At 74.4% G+C, this 23,823-nt stretch carries 16 protein-coding genes; 13 read left to right on the plus strand and 3 right to left on the minus strand.

Annotation, left to right across the window (positions count from 1 at the left end; genetic code table 11):
* Positions 1 to 36: 36 nt before the first annotated feature.
* The 3 genes from C2L58_RS41965 (at position 37) to C2L58_RS41975 (ending at position 3,881) form a co-directional block, all read left to right on the plus strand.
* Positions 37 to 708 carry a response regulator transcription factor gene (locus tag C2L58_RS41965; protein ID WP_199191684.1) on the plus strand — a complete coding sequence of 224 codons (672 nt, stop codon included), beginning with the start codon at positions 37 to 39 and terminating at the stop codon, positions 706 to 708.
* Positions 705 to 1,949: a sensor histidine kinase gene (locus C2L58_RS41970; RefSeq protein ID WP_103343175.1), complete on the plus strand. Its 1,245-nt coding sequence runs from the start codon at positions 705 to 707 to the stop codon at positions 1,947 to 1,949. Before C2L58_RS41965 ends, C2L58_RS41970 begins: the two co-directional genes overlap by 4 nt.
* Before the next feature lie 81 nt (positions 1,950 to 2,030).
* Positions 2,031 to 3,881 (plus strand): fibronectin type III domain-containing protein, encoded by a 1,851-nt coding sequence (locus C2L58_RS41975; RefSeq protein ID WP_233226229.1) that lies wholly within the window; start codon positions 2,031 to 2,033, stop codon positions 3,879 to 3,881.
* 12 nt (positions 3,882 to 3,893) lie between these two features.
* On the opposite strand, the gene C2L58_RS41980 is transcribed toward C2L58_RS41975, so the two are convergent.
* Positions 3,894 to 5,204, minus strand: a complete 1,311-nt coding sequence (locus C2L58_RS41980) for a serine/threonine protein kinase (RefSeq protein ID WP_103343177.1) — start codon at positions 5,202 to 5,204, stop codon at positions 3,894 to 3,896.
* Here C2L58_RS41980 and C2L58_RS41985 point away from each other — a divergent pair.
* The 8 genes from C2L58_RS41985 to C2L58_RS42020 all read left to right on the plus strand — a co-directional run bounded on the left by C2L58_RS41985 (position 5,203) and on the right by C2L58_RS42020 (position 19,660).
* Positions 5,203 to 5,451 carry a hypothetical protein gene (locus tag C2L58_RS41985; RefSeq protein WP_146073789.1) on the plus strand — a complete coding sequence of 83 codons (249 nt, stop codon included), beginning with the start codon at positions 5,203 to 5,205 and terminating at the stop codon, positions 5,449 to 5,451. The two genes, C2L58_RS41980 and C2L58_RS41985, sit on opposite strands and share 2 nt — an antisense overlap.
* Positions 5,448 to 6,260, plus strand: a complete 813-nt coding sequence (locus C2L58_RS41990; RefSeq protein WP_103343179.1) for a hypothetical protein — start codon at positions 5,448 to 5,450, stop codon at positions 6,258 to 6,260. Before C2L58_RS41985 ends, C2L58_RS41990 begins: the two co-directional genes overlap by 4 nt.
* Before the next feature lie 4 nt (positions 6,261 to 6,264).
* Positions 6,265 to 6,603: a hypothetical protein gene (locus C2L58_RS41995; protein WP_146073790.1), complete on the plus strand. Its 339-nt coding sequence runs from the start codon at positions 6,265 to 6,267 to the stop codon at positions 6,601 to 6,603.
* A gap of 129 nt (positions 6,604 to 6,732) precedes the next feature.
* Complete coding sequence (locus tag C2L58_RS42000) at positions 6,733 to 7,692, plus strand: AAA family ATPase (RefSeq protein ID WP_103343181.1); 960 nt, start codon at positions 6,733 to 6,735, stop codon at positions 7,690 to 7,692.
* 2 nt (positions 7,693 to 7,694) lie between these two features.
* Entirely contained in the window at positions 7,695 to 8,840 is a 1,146-nt protein-coding gene (locus C2L58_RS42005) for a DUF58 domain-containing protein (protein ID WP_103343182.1), read from the plus strand.
* Positions 8,840 to 10,978, plus strand: coding sequence for a transglutaminase family protein (locus tag C2L58_RS42010; protein ID WP_103343183.1), 2,139 nt, complete (start codon positions 8,840 to 8,842; stop codon positions 10,976 to 10,978). The genes C2L58_RS42005 and C2L58_RS42010 overlap by 1 nt, the downstream gene beginning before the upstream one ends.
* Before the next feature lie 131 nt (positions 10,979 to 11,109).
* A complete protein-coding gene (locus C2L58_RS42015) occupies positions 11,110 to 13,251 on the plus strand; it encodes a DUF6351 family protein (protein WP_103343184.1) in 2,142 nt (713 codons plus the stop codon).
* A 19-nt stretch (positions 13,252 to 13,270) separates the two neighbouring features.
* Complete coding sequence (locus C2L58_RS42020; RefSeq protein ID WP_103343185.1) at positions 13,271 to 19,660, plus strand: beta-ketoacyl synthase N-terminal-like domain-containing protein; 6,390 nt, start codon at positions 13,271 to 13,273, stop codon at positions 19,658 to 19,660.
* Here the strand turns inward: C2L58_RS42020 and C2L58_RS42025 are convergent.
* Both C2L58_RS42025 and C2L58_RS42030 read right to left on the minus strand, forming a co-directional pair.
* Positions 19,650 to 20,837 carry a cytochrome P450 gene (locus tag C2L58_RS42025; RefSeq protein ID WP_199191685.1) on the minus strand — a complete coding sequence of 396 codons (1,188 nt, stop codon included), beginning with the start codon at positions 20,835 to 20,837 and terminating at the stop codon, positions 19,650 to 19,652. The genes C2L58_RS42020 and C2L58_RS42025 overlap by 11 nt on opposite strands.
* Before the next feature lie 49 nt (positions 20,838 to 20,886).
* A complete protein-coding gene (locus C2L58_RS42030; protein ID WP_103343256.1) occupies positions 20,887 to 21,453 on the minus strand; it encodes a DM13 domain-containing protein in 567 nt (188 codons plus the stop codon).
* Between the two features lie 204 nt (positions 21,454 to 21,657).
* Between C2L58_RS42030 and C2L58_RS42035 the strand changes: the two genes are divergently transcribed.
* Positions 21,658 to 22,650, plus strand: coding sequence for a zinc-binding dehydrogenase (locus tag C2L58_RS42035; protein ID WP_103343187.1), 993 nt, complete (start codon positions 21,658 to 21,660; stop codon positions 22,648 to 22,650).
* A 175-nt stretch (positions 22,651 to 22,825) separates the two neighbouring features.
* Entirely contained in the window at positions 22,826 to 23,818 is a 993-nt protein-coding gene (locus C2L58_RS42040) for an RNA polymerase subunit sigma-70 (RefSeq protein ID WP_103343188.1), read from the plus strand.
* The last annotated feature ends 5 nt before the right edge of the window (positions 23,819 to 23,823 follow it).

Here is a 23,823-nt window from a genome sequence, read left to right on the forward strand (position 1 = left end):
TGACGCCCACGATCGCGCGACGCACATGAGGTTCCGATGACAGCCGCGCGGGTGCTGGTGGTGGAGGACGACGAAGACCTGCGGGTGGCGGTGACCACCGAGCTGGCCGCGTCCGGACTGCGGGTCGGCCAGGCGGGTGACCTCGCGGGCGCGCACGCCGAGCTGGCCGCCGCGGACCACGACTGCGCCGTCTTCGACCGCATGCTGCCCGACGGCGACTCGATCGGTTACGTCCACCGGCGCCGGCTGGAGGGCTGGGCGGTGCCGGTGCTGTTCCTCACCGCCCGCGACAGCCTCGACGACCGCGTGGCCGGGTTCGCCCACGGCGGCGACGACTACCTGGTGAAACCGTTCGCCGTGGCGGAACTGGCCGCCCGGGTGACCGCGCTGTGCCGCCGGGCCGGCTCGGGACGGCCCTCCGTGCTGCGGCACGACGACCTGGAAATGGACTGCGCTCGCCGCGAGGTCCGCCGGGCCGGGACGCTGCTCACCTTGAGCGGTAAGGAGTTCGCCGTGCTCGAAGTCCTGCTGACCCGGCCCGGGCAAGCTGTCGGGCGCGACGAGCTGATCGAACACTGCTGGGACAGCCGGACCGATCCGATGTCCAATGTGGTCGACGTCGTCGTCCGGCGGCTGCGCCGGAAGCTGCGCGAACCCGAGCTGATCCTCACCGTGCGCGGGCGCGGCTACCGGCTGGCCACCCGGTGAGGCGCTCGGCGGCCGACCGGCTGCGCCACCTGCGCCGGGTGCTCACCTGGCTGTTCACCGGGCTCAACGCGGCCGGCCTCGTCGTGTTCGCCTGGCTCGCGGTCCAGGCCGACGCGCAGCAGCGCGAGGTACGCCTGGACGGCCGGACCAGCCGGGTCACCGCGGCGGTCACCCGGCTGGTCAAGGAGGGCGACCAGGTCGTGACCGCGCTGGTCGGCCAGGACCCGGTGAGCGGCCAGTGCCCGCAGTTCGTGGTCCTGCCCGCCGGCGCGGGCCGGTTCGCCGGCTTCACCAGCGCGCGGACGTGCGTCCCGGTGGACCCGGTCAAGCTGCGTGCCTGGGCCAACGAGGCGGTGCGCGGGGAAGCCGTCCTCACCGGCTACGGCAGCGGCACCGGCGGAGAGCTGGTCAGGATCGGCGCGGAACCGTTCCGCAACACCGCCGGCCAGTACGCCGGCGCGGTGGTCGTCGTCGCCGACGCCCGTGCCGAGGAGGCGGACCACGATCGGCTGGTGCTGTTCGTCGCCGGCGGGTGCGTGCTGCTCGTCGCGGCGCTGGGGGTCGCCGGGCACGTCCTGTCCGGGCGCGCGATCCGGCCCGCGACGGCCGCGCTGGAACAGCAGGAGGTCCTGCTCGCGGAAACCGCGCACGACCTGCGCACCCCGGTGGCGGCGCTGCGGGCGCTGGCCGAAACGGCCCTGCGGAACCCGGCCGAACGCGCCGACCTGCTGCCGCGCACGGTCCGGCTGGCCGGCCGGATGGGCAGCATCATCGACGGCCTGCTCGTGCGCGCCCGGCTCGCGGCGGGTGTCGAGTCACTGGCCATCCAGCCGGTCTGGCTCGATCAGCTGGTCACCGGCGTGGTGGACGAGACACCGAAGGAAGACGCCCAGGTGACGGTGACGGTCGCCCCGACGAAGGTGCTCGCGGACCCCGCGCTGGTCCAGCGGGCCATCGGGAACCTGCTGGACAACGCGATGCGCCACGGGCGGCGGCCCGGGGCGGAGGCGATCGTGCACATCACCGTGGCCGGCGGCCGGGTGACGGTGGCGGACCACGGGCCCGGCATCGACGCGGCGGTCGCCGAGGAGACGTTCGACCGGTTCACCAGCGGTGCCGGGTCGAGCGGGCTCGGGCTGTCCATCGTCCGCTGGGTCGCCCAGGCCCACGGCGGTGTCCTGCGTGTCTACAACGCCGAAGTGGGCGGCGCGATCTTCGAACTGAGTTTGCCGGAGGCATGAATGTCAGGTTCAGCGCGCACCCGAGCCGGGAATGTATTCGACCGGGCCGGTTCGTGTACCAGGATTTTCTACGATCGGCGGGTGGGTAAGAGGGGACTCCGACGGCTTCCGCTGACCGCGCTCGTCAGCGTCTGCGCGGTGCTGACCGGAGTGGCCGTGTCCGGGGGCGCTTCGCCGTTGCCGGGGCTGGAACTCGCGCAGGCCGGGCACTGGATCGCCAGCCCGGCCCTCAACCTGGTGCTGTTCGTCAACGGTTCGGCCAAGAGCGTGGACGCCCAGGTGCCCGTGGCCGGCCTCGAACCGGGCAGCCAGGTGGTGCAGGGCCCGACGAGCGGGTACGTGATCGGCAAGTCCGCCATCGTCGAATTCGGCAAGTCGGACCTGGCGGTCGACCGGACGCTGACCCCGCCGTCCGGCGAACGGCCGGCGCTCGTGGAAGCCTCCGGCGGCCCGTACCTGGTGTACCGGGAAGCGGGCCGGGTGGTCCGGCTCGGCAGCGGCTTCACCACGCTGCCCGCGGGCGGTCCGCTCGGTGCCCCGGTGGCCACCCCCGACGGCACGCTCTGGCTGAACCGCCTCGACTCCGGCGCGCTGTGCCGGCTGGCGAAGGACGCGGACACGGTGGCCTGCCGGGGCGACCTCGGCGCGGGGCACACCGGCGGGCTGAGCGTCGCCGGCGACCGCGCGGTGTTCGTCGACACGACGACCGACACGATCCGGCAGGTGTCGGGGGACGCGCCGGGCGAACCGGTGGCGATCGGGACCGACCTTTCCCCGGCGGCGCAGATCGCTCCCGCCGACGCCGACGGCCGGATCGCCGTGCTGGAGCCGGAAAAGCGGCAGCTGTACCTGCTCGACGCCGGCGTGCCCGGTGCCGGGCGCGCGCCCGCGCAGCCGATCACGGTCGGCCTGCCCGACGGCGTCTATTCGAACCCGGCGGCGAGTGCGTCCTCGGTCGTGCTCCTCGATCTGACCCGCCACCAGGTGCTCACCTACGGTGCGGACGGCAAGCCACGGCAGGCCACGGCGATCCCGCCGGAATCGGGCACCCCGCAACTGGTGCGCGGCGACGACAAGCGCGTCTACGTGGACGGCGGGGAGGGCAAGCACGTCCTGGTCGTCGACCCCGACGGCCAGGTCAGCCAGGTGCCGGTCGTCGCCGACAAGGCTCCCGCCACCTCGGCGCCACCGACGTCACCACCGCCGCCGCCGACCCAGCAGCCACCGGCTCAGCAACCGCCGAAGGCCAAGCCCGACGTGCGGGCGGACGGTCCGAAGCAGCAGCCTCCGCCGGTGCGGAAGGCCGACCCGCCGGTGACCCAGCAGCAGAAGCCCCTCCCGCCGAGCCCGCCGGGCATCCCGGCCCGGCTCACCGCGCGGCTGCAGGGCGGTGATGCGCAGCTCAGCTGGGGCGCGGCGGCCGACAACCGGGCCGAGGTCACGGCGTACCACGTGACGTGGACTCCGTCGTCCGGCGCCGGAGCGGGGTCCGCGGATCTGGCGGGCTCCGCGCGGTCCGCGGTGATTCCCGGGCTGCGCGCGGGCATCACCTACACGGTCACCGTGGTCGCGGAGAACAGTGCCGGGCGCGGGACGCCGGCCACGGCGAAGGTGACCGGCCCGGCGATCCCGAAACCGACGATCACGGTGACCCGGGGGAAGACCGGGACCTACGAGCCGGCCCCGGAAGAGTGTTCGGCGCCGGACTGCGCCAAGATGCACGTCGTCGTGCGCGGGTTCGCGCCCAACACCGAGTTCCACTTCACGCCGCACTGCGGGTGCACCTACTCGAACGAGGGCCGCTCGTACACCACCGACGCGAACGGTGCGGTCACCTTCGAGGCGTTCGACTTCGGCGCGGTCGGCAAGCAGGCTTGGGTCACCTCGGACAACGGCGTCTCGTCCGCCAAGTACACCTGGCCGCCCGGCTGAGCCCCGAACCGCCTACTGCGTGCAGTGGGCGTCGCGGATCCCCTGCGGTGCACTTTGGACGGTCGCCGAGCCGTCGGTGCCCTGGATGACGAAGCAGTACTTCAGGGCCGGCTCCACGTCCACGCGGTGACTCGTCTCGCGCTGCACGTATTCGGTGTGGTTCGGCTTGCCCTCCGGGGCGACGACGACGGCGTAGACGAGCTCCGGCGTGCTGCCGCGCCAGCTGAGGTCCACATAGGTGTCGTGGTCGGCGGGCGTCGCGAACTCGATCCGCGCGGCCGACGGCGACGGGGCCGGCCGGCCGGTCGTGGGGGCCGGGGGCACGCTCAGTTCCTCCGGCCGGTTCGTGAAGACGACCACCGCGACGACGGCGAGCGCGGCCGCGCCCGCGGCGGCCGCGACCGTCAGCGCGGTGCGGCGCCGGCGAGGCGTGCCGGTCGTGGGGCCGTACTCGGCCACCAGTTCGCCGAGCGGTCGCGGCCGGGGGAGCACGGCTGCGGAAGGTGTTGGTGCGGGGTGGTTCCCGGGGACGGCGGGGCCGATCATCGCGCCGAGCCGGGTGACGACGAGGGCGGCGTCGATCGGCCGCGCGTCCGGGTCGACCGCGAGCAGCGCCGACACCAGATGAGCGAGGCCGCCGGGCAGATCCGGCCGGTCCAGCGGGGGAACGTCGCCGCCGAGGACGCGCAGCGTCACCGCGTCCGCGGGCTCGCCGGGGCGGCCCTGGTGCGGAGGCTGCCCGGACAGCGCGAGGTACAGGACGGCGCCGAGGCCGCACAGGTCGGTGCGCTCGTCGATCGTCCCGTCGCGCAGGGTCTCGGGCGCGAGGTATTCGACGCCGCTTTCGAGGTCGCGGGGGAAGGCCTGGCGCAGGGTCGAGCCGAAGTCGGCCAGCACCGGGGCGCCGGACGCCCGGAAGAGCACGTTGCCCGGCGTGACACCGCCGTGGACGAGCCCGGCTTGGTGCGCCTGGGCGAGGGTGGTGGCGAGGGCTTCGCCGAGCGCCAGCGTGTCGGTGATCGACAGCGGCCCGAAGGCGGCGACCAGTTCCGGCAGCGACTGCGCGCACAGCTCCATCCGGATCCCGAAGCGGCCGTCGGCGAGTTCCCCGACCTCGTCCGGGATCAGCGCGGTATCCAGCTCGCGCAATTCGGCGAGCGCGCTCAATTCCTTGTCGAGTTCGGTGCGGGTCCGGCGATCCAGTTTGCCCGGGTACACCTTGAGCGCGAACGCCTCGCCGGTCGTGCCGTGCACCCCGGCCAGCACTCGCGCGACCGGGCCCTCGCCGAGCGGCACCAGTTCGCCGTGTTCCGTGTCCGCCATGGTCCTGGTCGCCCTCGCGCTCGTGCCGATGCCCGGCTTCGTGCGGGCGTGCACTCCCATTCTAGGAATGCCCCGGCCCGCGGCGCGCCCTGCGTGGCAGGTTGTGGCCATCGGCGCGCCACAACGGCGGATCGCGCGGGGATTCGGCCGCGAATGTATCGCCGATGTATTCGTGGTGGACCGCCTCCGGGGATTGTTGCGGCGTGGCGGCGACCGGTCGCCGATGATCAGCGAGGTGAGGGAATGAAGCGGAATCTGAAGCGGGCGGCCGTTTACGGGGTGGCGGGTCTCGCCACCGCGGCGATCGGGGCATCGACGGCGAGCGCCCTCGCCGAAGACGGCCAGGAAAACCACGACGTGAAGCCGGTCCCGGCCGCACCTCAGGCGGCCGCGGTTCCGCAGCAGGCTCCTCCCGTCGTCGCCGCTCCGCCGGCGAAGATCGCCACGCCGCAGCACACGGTCGACGGGCCGAAGCAGCCGGAGCCGCCGCGGCACGTGGTGCCCGCGGCGGCGCACCGCCCGGCCGTCGCGGCGGCGCGGCCGATCCTGCCGGCGCAGCCGGCCGCGAAACACGCCAAATCGCCGTCGCGGCCCCGCTCTTCGGCGGCGCAGAAGACGGTCGACGCGTCGACCACCCGGTACATCGTGCGGGCCGCGGCCCAGGCCTCCGCGCCGGCGGTCAAGACGCCGGAGGGCCGGCCGGCCCCCGCCGCGACGACCGATCAAGGACTCGACGAAGCCGTCAAGGCGGTCGGCGTCGCGCACCAGGCCGTCCGGGACGCGGAAAAGACCTTCGACGAGGCGGGCAGGGCGCTCCACCAGGCCAAGGACACGCTCGGCAAGACGAAGGCGGATCTCAAGAAGATCCGCGACGGCCTCAAGACCAAGAAGGGACCGTGCGACGACGCGCCCGTGCGGAAGACCGAGCACGGGAAGCGGACTGCCGGCGAGCACGGCAAGGTGGTCTCGAAGACCGCGTCCGTCACGTCCGGCGGCGTGTCCGCGTCCTCGACCGCGACGGCGACCAACGGCACCGTCTCCGCGACGGCGTGGTGACGTCGTGAGCACGGCATTGGCCGAGGAGCCGGCGCTCGACGACGCTTACTACATCGTGATCCCGGAGCAGGTGTGGCTCGGGCAGAAGGCGCCGGTCGAGGAGCGGGACCGCGGCGAGGAGATCTCCGAGACGTACTACCTGCCGCCGCTCGAGCCGAGGGCGCCGCTCGGCCTCGGCGCGGTGACGGGAATCGGTGGCGTGTCGGGCTCGCTGGTGTTCGGCATCGTCGCCGGCGCGCTCGCCACCTCGCCGCTCGGCCTGGCCGCCGGCGTCGCGGCGGGCATCTTCGGCGGCCTGATGGGCAGTTCGCTCGCCGAGGAAATCCACGACCGCAAGCACTGAGATTCGCACTGCCGCAGGAAGGGAGAAGCGGTCGACGAACCCGGGACCGGTCCCCGGAAGCCGGCGCTACGGTCGGCCGGATCCGTACCTCGGAAAAAGAGGGCAGGTTCGACGAGGTGGGGAGACACCATGGGTGAGTCGAGGGCCGGCGAGGCCTACGCGCTGATCGCACGGAACATCCAGGGGGTGATCCGCGGCAAGCCGGAGGTGGTCCGGCTCGCCGTCGCCGCGCTGTTCGCCGAAGGGCACCTGCTGATCGAGGACGTGCCGGGCCTCGGCAAGACCACCCTCGCGCGGTGCCTGGCGCGCAGCATCGGCGGCAGCTGGAGCCGGATCCAGTTCACGCCGGACCTGCTTCCCGGCGACATCACCGGCGTGACCGTCTACCACCAGAAGGACGAGCGGTTCGCCTTCCACCCCGGCGGGGTGTTCTCGAACGTCGTCGTGGCCGACGAAATCAACCGTGGCACGCCCAAAACGCAGTCCGCGCTGCTGGAGGTGATGTCCGAGCGGCGGGTCACCGCCGACGCCGTTTCCCACGACGTGCCGCGGCCCTTCCTCGTCATCGCCACCCAGAACCCGATCGAGATGGAGGGCACCTACCGGCTGCCCGAGGCCCAGCTCGACCGGTTCCTGATGCGCCTGTCCGTCGGGTACCCGGACCTCGACGCCGAGGTCATGGTGATCATGAGCGACTGCGCGGGCGTGTCCCCCGACGACCTCCCGGCGGTGGTCGACGTTCCGATGCTGCTCGACGCGATCGCCGAGGTCCGGGCTTCCCACCTCGACCGGGCGGTCGTCGAGTACGCGGCACGGCTCGCCGCGGCGACCCGCGAACACGCCGCGGTGCGGTTCGGGGTGAGCCCGCGCGGGAGCATCGCGCTGGTGCGTGCCGCCCAGGCCATGGCCGCCACCGAAGGCCGGGGGTTCGTCACGCCGGACGACCTCAAGGACGTGGCCGTGCCGGTCTTCGCGCACCGGCTGGTGCTCACCACCGAGGCCGAGCTCGGCCGGCTCGGCGCCGCCGACGTCGTGGCCGACGTCCTGGCCGGGACACCGGCACCGGCGATGCACCACGCGGGCCGCTGACCATGCGGCCGACCGCGCGCGGGGCCGCCGTCCTCGGGGTGTCCGTGCTGCTCGTCGCGGCGGCGGAGTGGGCGGGCTACCCGCTGTTCCGCGTGCTCGGCGCGATCGGGCTCGGCGCCCTGCTCGCCGCCGTCGCCGTCACCGCCCGCGGGATGCGGGTGGCGGTCTCCCGGGTCGTCTACCCGGACCGCGTCGAGCGAGGCCGGCCGGCCCTGGCGAAGCTGCGGGTCCGCAATCTCGCCGGCCGGCCCCAGCCGGGCTTCGCCGCGTGGGACCACGCCGGCGGGAGTACCCGGTCGGTCCAGGTGCGCGCGCTGGCCGAGGGGGCGGAAGCGACGTACCAGTACGAGCTTCCGACCGGGACCCGAGGACTGCTGGCCGTCGGGCCGCTGACGCTGCTGCGCGCGGATCCCTTCGGTCTCGCCCGCAACCGGCACCCGGCGGGCGAAATCGCGACGCTGTGGGTGTATCCGCGCACGTACCCGGCGCGCGCCCGGACCGGCGGCTTCCCCCGGCACCACCACGACGGCGCCACCACCGACGACTCGCTGCGGGGCTCGCTGGACCTCCGCGACGTCCGCGAGTACCAGCCCGGCGACGAAGTCCGGCACCTGCACTGGAAAGCGACCGCGCGGACCGGCCGGATGATGGTCCGCGACTACGCCGACCCGGAGCAGCCGCGCTTCACCCTGCTGCTCGACACCCGGGGCGATGCGTTGCCACCGGCCGTCTTCGAGGAAGCCGTCGATCTCGCGGCGTCACTGCTCGCCGCGTCCGCCACGGCCGGGCACCACAGCCGGCTGGTCACCTCGGGCGGTGCCGACCTCGCGACTTCCGGCGGCCCGCTCGCGGTCCGGCAGCTGCTCGACGAGCTGTGCCAGGTACGCCAGGACACCGGCGCCGAGCAGGCGCTCGTGCCGGGTGTGCTGTCCGCCGTCCGGCACCGGGGTGGCTGCCTGACGGTCGTGACGTCGGGATCGGGCGGCCCCGGCGCGCTCGGTGGCCTCGCCGGGCTGCGCGCGCGGTATTCGTCGGTTTTCGTCCTGGACCTGGGTTCCGGCGGCGTCCCGCCGGTGGTTCCCGGCGCGCGGGTGCTCGGCGCCGGCAGCGCCGCGGACGCCGTGCGCCGGTGGAACGAGGTGGTGTGATGCCCGGCCGGTCCGCCGCGCTGTGCGTGCTGCTCGCCACCGTCGTCGCGGGCCTGTTCTTCGTGCCGGTGTTCGGGGTGACGGCGTTGCTCGCACCGCTCCTGGTCCCCGCCGCGGTGCTGTTCGGGGTCGCCCGGCTGTGTGCGCGCACCGAGGCGCTCACCGCGTGGCGCCCGCTGCTGCTCCTCCTGGCCGGGCTGCTCGCGGTCGTCGAGACCGTGCTCTTTCCGACGACCGCGGCCGGGCTGCCCACCGGCGAAACGGTGTCCGCGCTGGCGTCCGGGGTCACCGGATCCTGGCGGCTGACCCTGCAATCGACCTGGCCGGCGCGGCCGTCGCCGGACCAGCTGCTGTTCGTCCCGTTGCTGGCCGTGGCGGCCGGGGTGCTCGGAACCGAACTGGTGCTGCGCGTCCGGAAGCCGATGGTGGCGCTGATCCCGAGTTTCGCGGTGGTCGTCGTGAGCCAGCTTTACGTTGCGCTGTCCGGACTCGCGGCCGTCGCCGCCGGGCTCGGGTACGCGGCGGTCGTGGGCGCGTTGCTGGTCCTGAGCCGTCCGGGCGCGGAGAAGCCGGCGGGCCGGGCCCGCCGGAGAGCGCCGGCGTTCGCGTCGGGGGTGCCGGTGGTGATCGTCGGGCTGGCCGCGGCGGCCGCGGCCGGGATGCTGCTTCCCGCGCCGGGGCCGGCGTTTTCGCTGAAGCAGGACCAGCCGGCGCAGGTGAGCGGGCGCGTGACCGGGCCGTTGGACGACATCGCCGACCGGCTGCAGCACCCCGACGTGCCGCTGTTCTCCGTCCGCGGCGACGCGCGGCCCGACCGGTGGCCGCTGGTCGTGCTCGACACCTTCGACGGAGTCAACTGGACGCCGGGCGGCCACTACCGGCGGCTCGGCGCGGAGTTGCCGCGGAGCCCGTTGGTGACCGTGCCGTCCCGGGAACGGACGGCGACGATCCGGCTCGGCGACCTCGACGGGCCGTGGCTGCCGAGCCAGACCTGGCCGGCCGCGGTCAGCGGCGCCGATCCGCTGGTCGAGGAGTCGCAGGGCTCGCTGTGGCTGCCACGCCCGGCCGGCGAGTACCGGCTGAGCTGGTGGGAACCGCAGGTCCCGGTCGCCGACCTCGCGGCCGCCGCCATCGACCAGCGGGCCCCGGGCGGGCTCGGCGCGATCGGCGAGCCGCCCGCGGACGTCGAGGCGATGGCGCGGGCCGCGGCCGGCGGCTTGCACCCCGGTTTCCAGGCGGCGCTCACCTTGGAACGGTTCTTCCGCGAGGGCTACCACACCGCGGCGGGCCCCGGCCTGCCGAGCGGCCACGGCTGGCCGCAGCTGCGCAAGTTCCTGATCGAGACGCGCCGCGGGACGAGCGAGCAGTTCGCGGCCGCGTACGTCGCACTGGCGCGGATCGTCGGCATCCCGGCCCGCCTGGTCGTCGGCTTCCGCAGCCCGGCCGGGCCGGCCGCGGGCGGCGGCTACACCGTCCGCAACGGCGATGTCCTGGCCTGGCCCGAGGTGGCGGTCGCCGGGGCCGGCTGGGTGCCGCTGGATCCGACCGGCACGACCCGCCTCGGCGGTGCCGGTGGCCCGGCCGGTCTTTCCGAGGTCACCGCCCAGGCCCGGGCCCAGCTGCCGCCGGCGGCGCAGCAGCGCGACGCCCCGGTCGCACCGGTCAAGGGTCCCGGCGACGCGGGTGGTGGGGACACCGGCGACCGGTCGTTCCCGGTGCTCTGGGTACTCGCCGGGCCGGCCGCGTTCCTGCCGGCTTGGCTCGTGGGGGTGCCGCTGGCCAAGCTCCTGCGTTCGTGGCGCCGACGGCGCAGGGCGGGGTCCGGCGCGGTGCTCGGTGCCTGGCTCGAGGCCCGCGACCGCCTCCGCGACCACAGTGTTCCGTGGACGGCAGGGATGACGGCGCGTGACCTGGCGTCGGCCGCCCGGCGGCTCGGCAATCCGTCCATAGTGGACGGCTTGCACGCACTGGGCGGCACCGTGGATCAGGTCCTGTGGTCCGGCGATGTTCCGGGCGCGCATGCGGGTTCCGAGGCGTGGGCCGCGGTCCGCACGGTCCGGCGCGGCTTGGCCGGTCGCGGTCCGCGTCTCCGCCTGCGTGCGGCGCTCGATCCCCGCACACTCCGGTCCCGGGAATGAAATCGCGTAGTTCCCCGTCTCGAACGCCTTCAGCACCGCATCCGGCCGTTGTTCCGGGTGGGCCGCAGGTGCTATACCGGCAGCAGCCCGGTGTCGCACCGACGCGACGCCACGAACGACCGGAGTGTCTGGTGGCCAACCGTGCTGTGCGCTCGTCCACCCTGGTCGCGGCCCTGACCGCGCCCGTGCTCCTGCTGGGGACCGCGACCGCGGTGGCCGCTCCCGGGTTTCCGCCCGGGCGGCAGCTGACGATCGAGACCGTGTCGAACCCGCGGCCCGCGCTCGTCAGCGGGGGACAGGTCCTGGTCAGGATCGTCCCGGCGGAAAAGCGGGTCACCGTCAGCGCCAACGGCCACGACGTCACCTCGAGTTTCCACGCCCAGCCGGACGGCAGCCTGCTCGGCCTGGTCACCGGCCTGCGCGACGGCGCCAACGACCTGAGCGCCCGGACGGGCCCGGGTCAGTGGGCGCACCTGCGCGTCACCAACCACCCGATCACCGGGCCCGTCTTCTCCGGCGCGCAGCAGCTCCCGTTCTACTGCGAGACCACGGCGTTCGGCCTGCCCGCCGCGTCGCAGCCGTTCTGCGGCGCGCCGACCCAGGTGAGCTACCAGTACCGGACGACCGCCGGGGCGTTCGCGCCGCTGGCGGACCCGGCGGCCCGGCCCGCGGACCTCGCGACGGCGACGGTCGGCGGGCACGCGGTGCCGTACGTGGTCCGCGTCGAACGCGGCACGATCGATCGTGCCGTCTACGAGATGGCGGCGCTCTACGACGGCGCGCCGTCGCCGGTCGCGCCGGAAGGCGGCTGGAACGGGAAGCTGGTCTACACCTTCGGCGGCGGCTGCAACGCGGGCTACCACCAGGGCAGCTCGACCGGCGGGGTCGTCAACGACCTGTTCCTGGCCCGGGGCTACGCGGTCGCGTCGTCGACCCTGAACGTGCTCGACACCAACTGCAGCCCGATCATCTCGGCCGAGGCGGCGATGATGGTCAAGGAACACTTCGTCGAGACCTACGGCCCGGTCGCGCACACCATCGGCTGGGGTGGCTCGGGCGGCGCGATCCAGCAGTACGACATCGCGGAGAACTACCCCGGCATCGTCGACGGCATCATCCCCGGCGTCTCGTTCCCGGACCCGCTGAGCACCGGCGGCCCGGTGTCGGACTGCCGCTTGCTGGAGCGGTACTTCGCCGGGCCGGGCGCGTCGTTCACGGCGGCGCAGAAGCAGGCTGTGGCGGGCTTCGGCAGCTACGACACCTGCGTCTCCTGGGACAAGACCTTCGCCAGCCGCGCCACCGCGACCGGCAGCTGCAACGCGGCCATCCCGGTCGCGGCGCGGTGGGACCCGGTCACCAACCCGCGCGGGGTCAAGTGCAACTCCAACGAGCAGCTGGTCAACCAGCTCGGGCGGGACCCGAAGACCGGGTTCGTGCGCAGCCCGCTGGACACCACGGGCGTGCAGTACGGCCTGAACGCGCTGACGGCCGGCACGATCACCGCCGCGCAGTTCGCCGATCTCAACGCCGCCATCGGTGGCCTCGACTACACCGGAACGCCCGTGCCGCAACGGATCGCGGCCGACCCGAAGGCCCTGGACGCGGTGTACGCCGACGACCTCGTGAACTCCGCGTCGCAAGGCCTGCGGGAAACGCCGATCATCGACCAGCGGACCGATCTCGACTTCGCCGGCTTCGGCAACGACATCCACACCACCGAGTGGTCTTACGTCATGCGGCAACGGCTTCTGCGGGCCAACGGCACGGCGGGCAACCAGGTCATCATCGAGAACCATCCCACCGCGGCCGAAGCCGGGGCGGCCAGTGCCTACGAGCTCGACGCGATGGACCGCTGGCTGACCGCGATCGACGCCGACCGTTCGCACCGCGGCCGCCGGCAGAAGGTGCTGGCGAACCGGCCGGGCGATCTCGGCGACGGGTGCTACCTGTCGGCCGCGTCGCGGATCACCGAGAAGCTGACGTACCCCGCGAGCGGCCAGTGCGGCGCGCAGTACCCGGTGGCGGCCAACACCCGGATGGTCGCCGGGGAGGGCCTGGCCCTCGACGTGCTGAAGTGCCGGCTCAAGCCGCTGGACTTCCGCGACTACCCGGTCACCTTCACCGCCGCGGACCGGCAACGGCTGCGGGCAGCGTTCCCCGGCGGGGTGTGCGACTACCGCCGCCCGGGTATCGGGCAGCGTCCCCCGATCGGGACGTGGCTGAGCTACGGCGACGAACGGACCGGCACCACCTCGCCGACGCCGCCGCGGTGATTGCGGTATACCCGGAGCAGTGGAAGAAATCCGGGCCGAGTTCCTCAGGCCGCTGCTGACGTCGTTGTCCGCGCACCCCGCCGACCGCCCGGCTTTCTCCGACGGGCGGCGGACGCTGACCTACGGTGAGCTGGCCGGCGCCAGTGCCGATCTCGCCGCGGCGCTCGGCGTGTCCCGGGGCGATCGCGTGCTGATCCACGTCGGCAACCGCGTCGAGTTCGTCGTGTCGCTGCTGGCGGTGCTGCGGGCGGCGGCCGTCGGGGTGCCGGTGAGCGTGCGATCGACGGAGGCCGAGCTCGCCCACTTCGCCGACGACTCGGGGGCGACGCTCCTGATCACCGAGGCCCGGCACGCCGAGCCGGCGCGGCGGCTGCGTCCGGGCCTGCGGGTGCTCTTCGTCGAGGAGCCGCCGCCGGCAGCGGGACCGCCGCGGGACGACCTCGGGCTGGACGAACCCGCTTGGCTGCTCTACACCTCCGGCACCACCGGACGGCCGAAAGGCGTTCTCCTTTCGCAGCGCGCGGTGCTGTGGTCGACCGCCGCCGCGTACGTCCCCGTGTTCGGGATCGAGGCCGGAGACACCGTAGTGTGGCCGCTGCCGCTCCACCACGCCTACGCCCTGTCGCTCGCTTTCACCACCACGATCGCGCTCGGCGCCCACACCCGGCTCGCCGACGGCTGCTCGCCGGAGTTGCTCGCCCAGCACCCGGGTTGCGTGCTCGCCGGGGTGCCGGCCACCTACCTCCGGCTCCGCCAGGAGGCCGACGGCCCGGTCGTCTCGCCGAGGCTGTGCCTGACCGGCGGTGCGCCGTGCACGCCGGCGACCCGCGCCGCGGTCCGGGAGCTGTTCGGCCTGTCCCTCGTCGACGGCTACGGGAGCACCGAGACGGGCGGAAAGGTCGCGGTGGAGCGCCCCGGCGAACCGGGACTGGTCCCGGTGCCCGGCATGGAGGTCCGGATCGACGCGGGGGAGGTGCTCGTCCGCGGCCCGGGCCTGATGCTGGGCTACCACGGGCAGACCGAGTCGCCGGTGCGGGACGGCTGGTACCGCACCGGTGACGCCGGCCGGTTCGAAGACGGCCGGCTGGTGCTGGCCGGCCGCGTCGACGACGTGATCGTGTGCGGGGGCCAGAACGTCCACCCCACCGAGATCGAGGCCGTGCTGGAGGAGTCCCCATCGGTGCGGGAGGTCCTCGTCACCGGCCGGCCCGACGACGTCGTCGGGCAGGTGCCGGTGGCGTTCGTGGTCGCCGGGCCGGACGGCTTCGACGCCGAGGAACTGCGCCGCCTCTGCCTCAGCCGGCTTTCGCTGCACAAGGTGCCGGTGGCCTACCTCGAAGTCGACGCGATCCCGCGGACGGCGTCGGGCAAACCGAAGCGGCACGCGATGGCGAGCGCGCCGGAACAGCCGGACCTCGCCGCGGTGGTGCGGGCCGAGCTGACGGCCCTCTGCGGCCACGACGGCGGCGACGGGTGGCGGGACCGGCCGTTCACCGACCTCGGCTTGTCCTCCCTGGCCGGCGTGCAGTTCCGGCACCGGATCACCGCGCTGACCGGGGTGCCCGTCCCGCACTCGCTGATCTACGACTTCCCCACGCCGGGCGCGGTGATCGCCGAGCTGACGCGCCTGGGCTCGGCGAGCCCGGCGGAGCCGCCGCGCGCGAGCCCGGCGCCGTCGGCGGAACCGATCGCCGTCGTGGCGATGGCGTGCCGGTTCCCCGGCGGGGTGCGCTCGCCGGAGGACCTGTGGCGGCTCGTGGCGGACCGGGTGGACGCGACGGGGGAGTTCCCCGCCGACCGCGGCTGGGACGTGGCGGGGTTGTACGACCCCGATCCGGACCGGCTCGGCCACTCGGTGACCCGCCGCGGCGGGTTCCTCGACGGGTTCGCGGACTTCGACGCCGGGATGTTCGGCATCTCGCCGCGGGAGGCCCTTGCCACCGACCCGCAGCAGCGGCTGCTGCTGGAAACGTCCTGGGAGGCGTTCGAGCGGGCCGGCATCGACGTCGCGACGCTGCGCGGCAGCGCCACGGGCGTGTTCGTCGGCGTCATGAACGAGGACTACGCGAGCCGGTTCACCACCTCCCACGAACTCGAGGCGTGGCTGGGCATCGGCTCCTCGCACGCGGTGGCCTCGGGCGGGCTCTCCTACACCTTCGGGCTCACCGGGCCCGCTCTCACGGTCGACACGGCCTGCTCGTCGTCGCTGGTCGCGCTGCACCTGGCCGTGAAGGCGCTGCGCGACGGGGAGTGTTCGCTCGCGGTGGCCGGCGGGTCCACGGTGATGGCCACCCCGCGGACCTTCGTCGCCTTCAGCCGGCAGCGCGGCCTCTCCCCGGACGGCCGCTGCCGGTCCTACGCCGCCGGCGCGGACGGCACGGCGTGGTCGGAGGGCGCCGGCGTGATCCTGCTGGAACGGCTGTCCGACGCCCAGCGGCACGGGCACCCGGTGCTGGCCGTGCTGAGCGGCACCGCGGTGAACTCCGACGGCGCCTCGAACGGCCTGACCGCGCCCAGCGGACGCGCCCAGCAGGCGCTGATCGCGGCGGCGCTCGCGGACGCGGGGCTGACCGCGGCGGACGTCGACGCCGTCGAAGGGCACGGGACGGGAACGCCGCTGGGCGACCCGATCGAGGCGGACGCGCTGATGGCGGCGTATGGGCGTGGCCCGCGCCGGGAGCCGCTCTGGCTGGGCTCGGTGAAGTCGAACATCGGCCACACCCAGGCCGCCGCCGGGATCGCGGGGGTGATCAAGGTGGTGACGGCGTTGCAGCACGAGCAACTGCCGGCGTCGCTGCACGCGGACGAGCCGAGCCCGCACGTCGACTGGGCCTCCGGCGAGGTGCGGCTGCTGGCGGAAGCCCGGCCGTGGCCGCACACGGATCGCGTCCGCCGGGCCGGGGTGTCGGCCTTCGGGATCGGCGGCACCAACGCGCACGTGATCGTCGAGGAGGCACCGCGGCCGTCGCAGCCGCCGGCCCGTCGGCCGTTCCCCGAGGCGCCCTGGTTGCTCAGTGCCGCGGACGGCGACGCGCTCCGGCTCGTCGCGGCCGGGCTGGCCGAGGCGCCCGACACCGCCGACGTATCCGACACTGCTTACACCCTCGCCCGGCGGACGCCGCTCGCGCACCGCGTGCTGGTGCCCGCGGGAAACCGGGAGGCCCTGCGCGCCGTCGCCGACGGGCGGGTGCCCGGCCGGACCGTCCGAAGTGGAACGCGGCTGGCCGTGCTGTTCGGCGGGCAGGGCGCGCAGCGGGCCGGGATGGGCCGGGAGCTGGCCGAGCGGTTCCCGGCGTTCGCCGACGCCTTCGACGAGGCGTGCGAAGCCCTGGGCGGCGGCGTGCGCGAAGTCGCCTTCACCGGTGGGGAAGCGCTGGACCGCACCGATCACGCGCAGGCCGCGCTGTTCGCCTTCGGTGTCGCGCAGTACCGGTTGTTCGAGTCGTGGGGGCTGCGTCCGGACGTCCTGTTGGGACATTCGATCGGGGAGATCACCGCCGCGCACGTCGCCGGCGTGCTGTCGCTCGGGGACGCGGCGACGCTCGTGGCGGCGCGCGGGCGGCTCATGGCCGCGTTGCCCGGCGGCGGGGTGATGATCGCCGTCGAGGCCACCGAGGCGGACGTGGCTCCGCTCGTGGGCGACACGGTGGCCGTCGCCGCGGTCAACGGGCCGCGTTCGGTGGTGCTCTCCGGCGAGACGGCCGCGACGACGGCGCTCGCCGCCCGCTTCGGCGGCGGGACGCTCTTGCGCGTCAGCCACGCCTTCCATTCGCCGCTGCTGGACCCGATGCTCGACGAGTTCCACGAGGTGGCGGCCGGGTTGAAGCACCACCGTCCTGCCCTCCCGCTCGTTTCGTGCGTGACCGGCGAGCTGGTCGACGAGATCGAGCCCGGCCATTGGCGGCGGCACGCCCGCTCGACCGTGCGGTTCGCCGACGCGCTCGCCACGGCGGCGGCGTCCGGTCCGGTCGCCGGCCTCGAAATCGGCCCGGCGCCGGTGCTCGGCCGGTTGACCGCCGACGTCATGCCGACCGCGCCGGCCACGATGTCGGGCCCCGGGGTGCTGGCCGCCGCGGGCGCGGTGCACACGGCCGGCGCCCGGGTCGCCTGGCCCGCGGTGTTCGCCGGCTCGGGCGCGCGGATCACGCCGCTGCCCACGTACCCGTTCAAGCGCACCCGGTACTGGCTGGACCAGCCGTCCCCGGAGCAGGCCGGCGGCGACCACGCTGTGCTCGGTCCGCCGCTGGAAGCGCCCGACTCGCCGCGGGTCGTGCACGGCGGCTCGCTCGGCGTCCGCCGCCACCGGTGGCTCGCCGACCACGTCGTCGGCGGGTCCGTGCTGGTCCCCGGGACGCTGTTCGCCGAGCTGGCCCTGCACGCCGGCGGCGCGGGTATCGAGGAGCTCGCGATCGAAGCCCCGCTGCGCCTGGACACCGAGGACGTCCACGTCCAGGTCGTCGTGGACGAACCGAGGATCGACGTCTACGCCCGGGCCCGCGACGAGAAGCACTGGCGCAAGCACGCCGGGGGGAAGCTGCGCCCGCGCGGCCCGCTCCCGCCCGCTTGGACGGGTGAGTGGCCGCCGGCCGGGGCCGGGGAAGCCGACGTCGCCGAGGGCTACCGCGCGCACGCCTACGGGCCCGCTTTCCAAGCCGTGCAGCGGTTGTGGGTGCGCGATGAGGAGTTCTTCGCCGAGGTGGAGCTGCCACCGGACGTCGGGGGCCGGTTCGCGGTGCACCCGGTCCTGCTGGACGCGGCCGTGCACGCGACCGCGCTGGCCGAGGGGCCGGCGGCCGGGCAGCGGGTGCCGTTCCTCTGGAGCGGCGTCGAGGTCTACGCGCCCGGGGCGCGGCGGGCCCGGGTGCACGGCGTCCGCCTCGGCGCCGGCGCGGTCCGCGTCACGCTGTACGACGAAGCCGGGAACCCGACGGCCGGCATCGCCACGCTGACGACCCGGCCGATGGCGGCACCCGACACGATGCTCTACCGTCCACAGTGGATTCCGCTGCCGCCGGTGGCGGCGGCGGCGTCTTCGGAACCGGTGCGGACCGTCGAAATCGCCCCGGGTGACGTGCGCGCGGCGGCCGGCCACGCGCTTTCCGTGCTCCACGACTGGCAAGGCAGCGGCGAGCGGCTGCTCCTGGTCACCCGCAACGCGACCGGCCCCGATCCCGACCCGGCCGCCGCGGCGGCGTGGGGACTGGGCTGCGCGGCGGCGGCGGAATACCCGGGCCGGATCGGCCTGGTCGACCTCGAGCCGGGATTCCCGGTGACGCGGGTGGCGGACCTCGCCGGCGGCAGCGCGGAGCCGCAGATCGCCGTCCGCGACGGTGTGCCGCACGTCCTGCGGATCACCCGCGCCGCCCCGGCGCCGGCGCAGCCGATCGACCCGGGCGGGACGGTGCTGATCACCGGCGGGACGGGCGCGCTCGGCGCCGTGCTGGCCCGGCACCTCGTCACCGCACACGGCGTCCGGCACCTCCTGCTGGTGAGCCGGAGCGGACCGGCGGCGCCCGGCGCCGGGGAGTTGCTGGCCTCCCTGCGGGAACTGGGGGCGGACGCGCGGATCGTCGCGGCCGACATCGCGGACCGGGCCACCGTGGTGGGCCTGGTCGGCAGCTGCGATCCGCCGTTGACGGCGGTCGTGCACAGCGCGGCCGTGGTCGACGACGGGGTGCTGGCGGCCCAGACGCCGGACCGCCTGGACGTCGTGCTGCGTCCCAAGGCGGATGCGGCGCTGGTCCTCGACGAGGTGACCCGGCACCTGCCGCTGACGGCCTTCATCCTGTTCTCGTCGATCGCCGGCGTGTTCGGCAAGGCCGGGCAGGCGAACTACGCGGCCGCGAACCGGGTGCTGGACGCCGTGGCGTGCCGCCGCCGCGCGGCCGGGCTGCCCGCGTTGTCGCTGGCGTGGGGGCTGTGGGAGCTCGGCACCGGCCTCGGCGACCGCATCTCGGCCACCGCCCGGCGGCGCATCCACGCGTCCGGCGTCGAGGGGCTGACGGCCGAGCAGGGCCTGTCCCTGTTCGACGCGGCGCTCGGCTCGGCCGAACCGGTGCTGGTACCGGTCCGCTTCGACCCATCGGCCTCGATGGCCCCGCTGACCGGCGGCTCGGCCGCGCGCCCGGCTCCGGTGCGTCAGACCTGGCCGGAGAACCCGGCCGAGCCGGAGCTGCGTGAGTTGCTGCGTGCGGAGGTCGCCACGGTTCTGGGGCACCCGGACCCCGCCGTGATCGGGGACGATCGGCCGTTCCCGGAGCTGGGGTTCGATTCGCTTACGGTGATCGAGCTGCGCACCCGGCTGTCCGGGTTGTCGGGCGTCGAGCTGCCCGCGACCGTTGTGTTCGACCGGCCGACCGTCGCCGAGCTGGCCGGATATCTCTTGGAGCGCCGGGGTTTCACCAGGTGACGGGCAGGCTCGAGACCCCGCGCAGCAACCCGTCCCGGCGCCACTCGATGGCGTCGGCGGCAATCGCGAGGCGCAGGCCCGGCAGACGACGAACCAGCGTCGAAAGCAGGACACGCAGCTCCAGCCTCGCCAGCGGCGCGCCGACGCAGTGGTGCACGCCGAAGCCGAACGCGAGGTGGTGGTTGATCTTGCGGCCGAAGTCCAGGTCGCCGGCCGAGGGGAACACCGATTCGTCGCGGTTGGCCGAGTCCAGCTGGACCAGGACCGCGTCGCCGGCCCGGATGGCCTGGCCGCCGATCTCCAGGTCCTCGCGGGCGATCCGGGCGAAGTCCGCGACCGTCGCCAGCGGTACGAACCGCAGCAGCTCCTCCACCGCCGCCGGGATCAGGTCGGGACGGGCGACGAGGGCCGTCCACCGTTCGCGGTCGGTCAGGAGCTCGACCAGCATGCTGCCGATGAGGTTCGCCGTGGTCTCGTGGCCACCGGCCAGCAGCGCCACGCCGAGCATCAGCAGTTCGTTGTCCGTCAGGCGGTCTTCGTCGTCGCGGGCCGCGGCGAGCGCGGTCAGCAGGTCGCCGGTGGGCGCTTCCCGGCGCTGCGCGATCAGGGTGTGCAGCGCGCCCGCCAGCTTCCCGCGGGCTTCCGCGACGTCCGCGGGGGTCACGGTCCCGCCCGAGGCGACCAGCGTTTCGGTGCACTCGCGCACCATCCGCCGCTCGCCCGGCGGAACACCGAGCAGCTCGCCGATCACCAGGACGGGCAGCTCCCACGCGACCGCCGAGGCGAAGTCCACGGGCGGCCCGGTGCCGTCGAGGAGCGTGTCGACGATCTCCTGGATCCGGGGCCGCAGCAGCTCCACCCGCCGGGCGGTGAACGCCTTGCCGACGAGCGCCCGGATGCGGTGGTGCTCCGGGGGGTCCATGGCCAGCAGGTTGCCCGCCGGTTCGAAACCGGGCCGCCCGCGCGGCACATCCGCCCCGGCCGCGGCGGCGCGGGAGAACCGCGGGTCCGACAGCACGAACCGCGTCTGTTCGTAGCGCGTCACCAGCCAGGCATCCCCGCCGTAGGGCATCGTGACGCGGACCGGCGCCCCGGACTTCCGCAGCTCGGCGAACCGCGGGTGGACCCGCAGCGCCACGGCGTCCCCGAAGGGATAGGGAACCGGCGGGACGTCCATCGCCCCATCGTGCGGCAGGGGCGCGCCGCGGTGTACCGCCCATCGGTGGTCAGGGGTGCGCCAGCTCCGCCGCGCCGAAGGAGACGTCGAAGCGGTCGCACCAGATGCTCACGCTGGTGTAGGCGGTCAGGTCGGTGCCGGCGGGCAGGGGGTAGTTCTGGTTTCCCCTGTTCCCCTTGAGCTTGCCCGCGTCGAGGTGCTTGCCGTCGTCGAAGACGTCCCAGCCGTCCTTGCCCGGTTTCACCGGGGCGTCGGTGAGCCAGACGTGCACGTCGGGGCCGCTGCTGGTGGCCAGGTTCTCCAGGCGCAGCACGAGTGACCCGTCGCCCGCGCGCAGGACCCGGACGGTGCCCGTGGTCCGGTGCTCGTGGCTGATCAGGGTGCCGCCCGCGAGCTCGGCGGGCTCGGCGGGCTCGGCTGAAGAAGCCGCCGAAGGCGGTGCGGACAGCGACGGCGGAACGGGCACCGGCGCGGCGGCGGGCAGGTCCTCCTGGACCGTTTCGTCCACCACCAGCTGCCAAGGCTGGAACCAGAACAACCCGGCCGCGACGGCGACCACGCCCGCCACCAGGATGCTCAGGACCCAGGGCCGGCGGACCAGCCGCGTCCGGTTCATCGCGCTCTCCTCGTCTTCGCTCTGCTGCCGGTTCATTCAACGGGACGAATCGCCCAGTGACGTCCCGTGCGCGGTTACCGATCCCTTACGGGCGGGCCAGGCCGCCGATTCCTTTCCGGAGCGGCCACGGTCTCCCTGTCGGAGGTCCGGCCCGCCGAAGCGGCCGGCCCCGCCGAAACCGACCGAGAAGGAGAGCCGATCGCCGTGAGCGTTCCCGCCACCATGCGCGCCCTGCAGCAGACCTCGCTGGACGGACCGCAGGACATGCGCCTGATCACCGACGCGCCGGTGCCGAGCCCGGGCCGGGGTGAGGTCCTGGTCCGGGTTGCCGCCGCCGGCGTCAACTTCGCCGACCTGTCGAAAGCCCACGGCACCTTCCGGGACGGCCCGAAACCGCCGTACCGGGCGGGTTTCGAGGCGGCCGGCGAGGTCGTGGCGGTGGGGGAGGCGGTGACCGGCCCGCCACCGGGGACGCGCGTGATCGGCGTCGGAGACGGGGCTTTCGCGAAATACCTGGTCCTGCCGGCGGCGGCCGCGATGCCGGTGCCGGCGGGCTGGAGTGCCGAGCAGGCGCTGGGCCTGGTCGTGAACTGGCCCACCGCGCTCGCCGCGCTCAAGCCGCTCGGGCGGGTGAGGGCGGGGGAGACCGTGGTCGTCCCCGCCGCCGCGGGCGCGACCGGCCAGGCCGCGGTGACCCTGGCCAAGCACTACGGCGCGACCGTCGTCGCCACCGCCGCACCGGGCAAGCACGAGACCGTGCGGGCGCTGGGCGCCGACCACGTCCTGGACTCCCGCGACGGCGACCTCGCCGCCGAGGTCCGGCGCCTGACCGGCGGGGCCGGCGCCGACCTGGTGCTGGAATCGGCCGGCGGCGCGGCGTTCGCCGCGAGCCTGGCCGCGGCCAAGCCGGTCACCGGCCGGGTCGTCGTCTACGGCCTGGCGGGCGGCGAAGCTTCGCTCACCAACTGGGAACTGGTGTACCGGCACCAGGTCCACGTCATCGGCCTCAACATCGGCACGTTGATCCAAGCCGCACCCGGGATCTTCGGCGAGGTCATGGGTGAGCTCGCCGCGCTCGTCGCCGCCGGCGTCGTCCCGCCGGCGCGCCCGGTCACCTACGACCTGGCCGACGGCCCCCAGGCCCTCGCCGAACTGGCCGCCCGGGCGACGGTCGGCAAGCTGGCCCTGCTGCCGTGACCGTGGACGCGGCCGCCGAGCCGGGGCGCCGTCCGAACCGCATCTCGCCCATATCCGGCGAAGCAACCGCCGGCGCCGCCGTTCGCGGTGGGCTGCTGACCTGTGCTTCGATTCCTTTTCCGTGGTGTGCCGGTCGTACCGGGGAAAGGTCGATCGGGCGGAACGAGGAGCACACATGGCAGGCAGGCAATCCGCGGCGGCGCCCGCGCACGAGCAGGACCGGTTCGCCGCCGAAACGGCGGGGTTCCGCCGGGAGCTGCTGGCGCACTGCTACCGCATGGCCGGTTCGGCGCACGACGCCGAGGACCTGGTGCAGGAAACCTACCTGCGGGCGTGGCGGTCCTACGCCGGCTTCGAGGGCCGGGCGTCGATCCGGTCGTGGCTCTACGCCATCGCCACCAACGTGTGCCTGACCGCGCTGGAGCCGCGGCGGAACCGGGTGCTGCCCTCCGGGCTGACCGGCCCGTACGACGGACCCGAGCGCCCGCCGGCCCCGGCCGCGCCCGGCGAAGTCTCCTGGCTGGAGCCGTTGCCCGACCACTGGGTCGCCGATCCGGCGGCGGCCGTGGTGGCGCGCGAGTCCCTGCGGCTCGCGCTCGTCGTCAGCTTGCAGCACCTGCCGGCGCGCCAGCGCGCGATCTTGCTCCTGCGGGAGGTGCTGGCGTTCACCGCACCGGAAACGGCCCGGATCCTCGGCACCACCACGGCGGCGGTGAAGAGCGGCCTGCAGCGCGCCCGGGCCCGGCTCGACGACCTCGGACCACCGCCCGAGGACCTGCTCGAACTCACCGACCGGCGGGCACGGGCGCTGCTCGAGGGGTACATCGCCGCCTTCGAACGCTCCGACGCCGGCCTCCTGGAACGCGTGCTGCGCGCGGACGCCACGCTCGAGGCGGCCCCGTTCCGCGACTGGTACGCGGGCCGGGTGAAGTGCCTCCACCTCCTCGAGACGTACGTGCTGGGCCGGCCCGGCGACTGGCGGATGAGCGCCACCACCGCCAACGGCCAGCCCGCCGCCGCCGTGTACCACCGGGACACCGGCGGCGAACTCCGGGCCCACGGCATCGTGGTGCTGACCCCGACGGCCACCGGCATCTCCCGCGTGGTCGAGTTCCACGACCCGGCGTTGGTCACCGCATTCGGCTTCCCGGACCGGCACACGGACTGACCGGG

It is taken from the genome of Amycolatopsis sp. CA-126428 (assembly GCF_002904335.1).
GTDB lineage: Bacteria > Actinomycetota > Actinomycetes > Mycobacteriales > Pseudonocardiaceae > Amycolatopsis.

What these genes read in the sequence shown, in the direction of transcription:
- C2L58_RS42025 (WP_199191685.1), bottom strand. Translation starts at nt 20,837, where the DNA reads ATGGACGTCCCGCCGGTTCCCTATCCCTTCGGGGACGCCGTGGCGCTG.
- C2L58_RS42040 (WP_103343188.1), top strand. Translation starts at nt 22,826, where the DNA reads ATGGCAGGCAGGCAATCCGCGGCGGCGCCCGCGCACGAGCAGGACCGG.
- C2L58_RS41965 (WP_199191684.1), top strand. Translation starts at nt 37, where the DNA reads ATGACAGCCGCGCGGGTGCTGGTGGTGGAGGACGACGAAGACCTGCGG.
- C2L58_RS41980 (WP_103343177.1), bottom strand. Translation starts at nt 5,204, where the DNA reads ATGGCGGACACGGAACACGGCGAACTGGTGCCGCTCGGCGAGGGCCCG.
- C2L58_RS41990 (WP_103343179.1), top strand. Translation starts at nt 5,448, where the DNA reads ATGAAGCGGAATCTGAAGCGGGCGGCCGTTTACGGGGTGGCGGGTCTC.
- C2L58_RS42005 (WP_103343182.1), top strand. Translation starts at nt 7,695, where the DNA reads ATGCGGCCGACCGCGCGCGGGGCCGCCGTCCTCGGGGTGTCCGTGCTG.
- C2L58_RS42010 (WP_103343183.1), top strand. Translation starts at nt 8,840, where the DNA reads ATGCCCGGCCGGTCCGCCGCGCTGTGCGTGCTGCTCGCCACCGTCGTC.
- C2L58_RS42000 (WP_103343181.1), top strand. Translation starts at nt 6,733, where the DNA reads ATGGGTGAGTCGAGGGCCGGCGAGGCCTACGCGCTGATCGCACGGAAC.
- C2L58_RS41985 (WP_146073789.1), top strand. Translation starts at nt 5,203, where the DNA reads ATGGTCCTGGTCGCCCTCGCGCTCGTGCCGATGCCCGGCTTCGTGCGG.
- C2L58_RS42030 (WP_103343256.1), bottom strand. Translation starts at nt 21,453, where the DNA reads ATGAACCGGACGCGGCTGGTCCGCCGGCCCTGGGTCCTGAGCATCCTG.